Raw genomic sequence first — 2,575 nt, 5'->3', positions numbered from 1 at the left:
AGAGGCGGTGACGCCCTCTTCCGGGACGATGAACTCCACCGGAAGGCCCGCGTCCTGCAGCGTGCCGGCGTAGTCCATCGCGTACGGTGCGAGCCACGTGTCGCGCTGTGCGAACGCGGTCTGCAGATCGGGCGAGGTCGGGACGACGATCGCGTCACCCGACGACGCCAGCGCACCCAGGTCGGTGATCGCCTGCGAGGTGTCGTCGATCCCGCCGCCGAGGGCGTCCGCGACACGGAGCATCGAGAGCACGCCGTACGTGTTCGAGAAGTCCGTGAGTGCGACGTGACCGGCGTAGGCCTCGTCGAACAGGTCGAGCCACGAGGTGGGCGCAGGAGCGTCGGCCTCGGTGTTGTAGACGAGTCCGATCGGTGCGAGCTGGATGACCGGGCCTTCACCGCGCTCGAGCCCGGCGGTCGCCAGGTCGATCAGGTCGCCGGTCTCGGAGAGGTCATCCGCGGCGATCGGGGCGATGAGCCCCTGCTCCGCAGCGGTGAATTCCTGCCCGCCGGAGAAGTGCACGACATCGATCTGCGGGCTCGCCTTCTGGGCGGTGACCTGCGCGAGGGCGTCGGCGCTGTACAGCGTGATCAGCTCGACCTTGGCGCCGGTCTCCTCCTCGAAGGGATCGACGACGGCCTCGATGAAGGCCTTCTCCCAGTCGCCGCCGAACGACGTGACCACGATGGTCTCGCCGGCGAACTCCTTGTCGCCGCCTGACGCTGCGGTGTCGTCACCGGTCGAGCATCCGGCGAGGACGAGGGCACCGGTGGCGACGAGCGCTCCGGCGGTGAGGATTCTTCGGGTATTCATGCACTGCTCCTTCGGGATGGGTCCAGCACTGAGTGAACGCCTTAGACCAGGCGTCCGATGGTGAGCTGCTTCGCTCCGTCGATGCGGATGGCCGCGCTCTCCTTGGCGAACTCGGCGAGTCCTTCGGTGATGCCGCCCCAGATGTTGACGGGTGTCCATCCGAGCGGGCCGAGAGTACGGGCACCACGATCGTAGAAGACGCCGATCTCGTACCACTCGAACGGCAGGCCGCCCATCTGCATCGGACGCTGCCAGTACCACTGCAGGTCACCCGGCGCCGGCACGACCTGCTGGTTCTCGAACGGTACCTTCTCGGGGTCGAAGTTCTGCGCCTCCTCGGGAAGGCCGACCATGACCTCGGGGCCCGCGTACATGGCGTGCATCGCCTGCATGGTGACCGGCTTCTCCAGCGCACCCCACATGGCCTCGCACGTGCGAGGGGCGAGGTCCTCGAACAGGGTGGCGACGGCGCGGACGCCGTTCTCGTACTCGAGGAAGACCTGCTTGGTCATCGTGTTCCTTTCTCTGCCGCGGGGTGTTCCGCTGCTCTTTCACGGGCGGCCGAGACGAACGCCGCGAACAGCGGCATCTCCTCTGCGGCCTCATCGGGGGCGATCATCTTCTCGGGGTGCCACTGCACAGCCCAGAACGGCCAGTCGCCGTCGGCCTCCACTGCTTCGACGATCCCGTCCGGTGCCCAGGCGACCGGGCGGAGGCCGGGTGCGGGGGCGTCGATCGACTGGTGGTGGATGGTGTTCACGGTCCGCTGTCGGGTGCCGTAGAGCGAGGCGAGGCGACTGTCCTCCGCGAGGAGGACCGGGTGCCGCGCCGCGAGCTGCTGGTCGGCGCCGCGCACCGGCTCGTGGTGCTCGGTGGCCGGGATGTCGACGAGGAGTGTGCCCCCGAAGGCGATGTTGCTCACCTGGAGCCCGCGGCAGATCGCCAGGACGGGGATCCCCCGGCGCCGAGCACCGAGTGCGAGCGCGATCTCATAGCCGTCGCGGGAGGGGTCGTAGTTCTTCCCCTCCTGCGGCTCGGCACCGTAGCGGGAGGGGTGCACGTCCTCGCCGCCGGAGAGCACGAGCCCGTCGATGCGGTCGAGCACCTCGTCGACCCCCGCCGTGGGAGGCAGCAGCACGACCGCACCGCCGGCCGCCTCGACGGGAGAGGCGTACTCGGTGCCGAGGGTGTGCGCCGGGCGACCGCTGCCCAGGTCGGTGTCGATGGAACGGCGCCAGGTGGTGATGCCGATGAACGGGCGGGTCACGAGAGCTCGATCCACGTGGTCTTCAGGTCGGTGAACTTCTCGAGGGCGTGCAGGCTCTTATCCCGTCCGAAGCCCGACCCCTTGACGCCGCCGAAGGGGATCGTCATGTCGCCCTCCTCGAAGCAGTTGACCCAGACCACGCCAGCCCGGAGCCGCCGAGAGAGGGTGTGGACGGCGTTCAGATCGTTGCTCCAGAGCGCCGCGGCGAGGCCGTACTCGGTGCCGTTGGCGATGGCGAGCGCGTCTTCCACGTCGTCGTAGGCGATGACCGAGAGCACGGGTCCGAAGACCTCGCGCCGGGCCACCTCGTGCGCGGGCGTGACGCCGAGCACGACGGGGGCGAAGTAGCTGCCGCCGTCGACGGCCTGGAATCGCTCGGCGCTGCCGGCGGCCAGCTCCGCGCCCTCGGCCTGGGCGCGCTCGACGAAGCCCGCGATGCCCGCGAGCTGCTTCTCGCTCACGATCGCCCCCATCGAGGTGGACACGTCGAACGGG

The 2,575-nt window shown here is 69.3% G+C and carries 4 protein-coding genes; all 4 read right to left on the bottom strand.

The annotated features are described in order from the left end of the window. A partial coding sequence (locus DSP71_RS06245) for an extracellular solute-binding protein (RefSeq protein WP_258546293.1) occupies positions 1-813 on the bottom strand: 813 nt, incomplete at its 3' end. A gap of 41 nt (positions 814-854) precedes the next feature. Beyond that, the gene (locus tag DSP71_RS06240) at positions 855-1,325 is read right to left on the bottom strand and encodes a DUF3830 family protein (protein WP_017829890.1); all 471 of its coding nucleotides are present in this window, start codon (positions 1,323-1,325) and stop codon (positions 855-857) included. Next, positions 1,322-2,080 (bottom strand): gamma-glutamyl-gamma-aminobutyrate hydrolase family protein, encoded by a 759-nt coding sequence (locus DSP71_RS06235; RefSeq protein WP_179516367.1) that lies wholly within the window; start codon positions 2,078-2,080, stop codon positions 1,322-1,324. The genes DSP71_RS06240 and DSP71_RS06235 overlap by 4 nt, the downstream gene beginning before the upstream one ends. Continuing rightward, positions 2,077-2,575 (bottom strand): aldehyde dehydrogenase family protein (locus DSP71_RS22635; protein WP_220151082.1); only part of this gene is annotated, 499 nt, incomplete at its 5' end. The genes DSP71_RS06235 and DSP71_RS22635, both read right to left, overlap by 4 nt.

Origin of the sequence: Microbacterium sp. H6 (assembly GCF_003314775.1) — a bacterium.
GTDB classification, from domain to species: domain Bacteria; phylum Actinomycetota; class Actinomycetes; order Actinomycetales; family Microbacteriaceae; genus Microbacterium; species Microbacterium oxydans.
The sequence above is the reverse complement of the archived record's forward strand: the minus strand, read 5'-3'. Positions and strand labels throughout refer to the sequence as shown.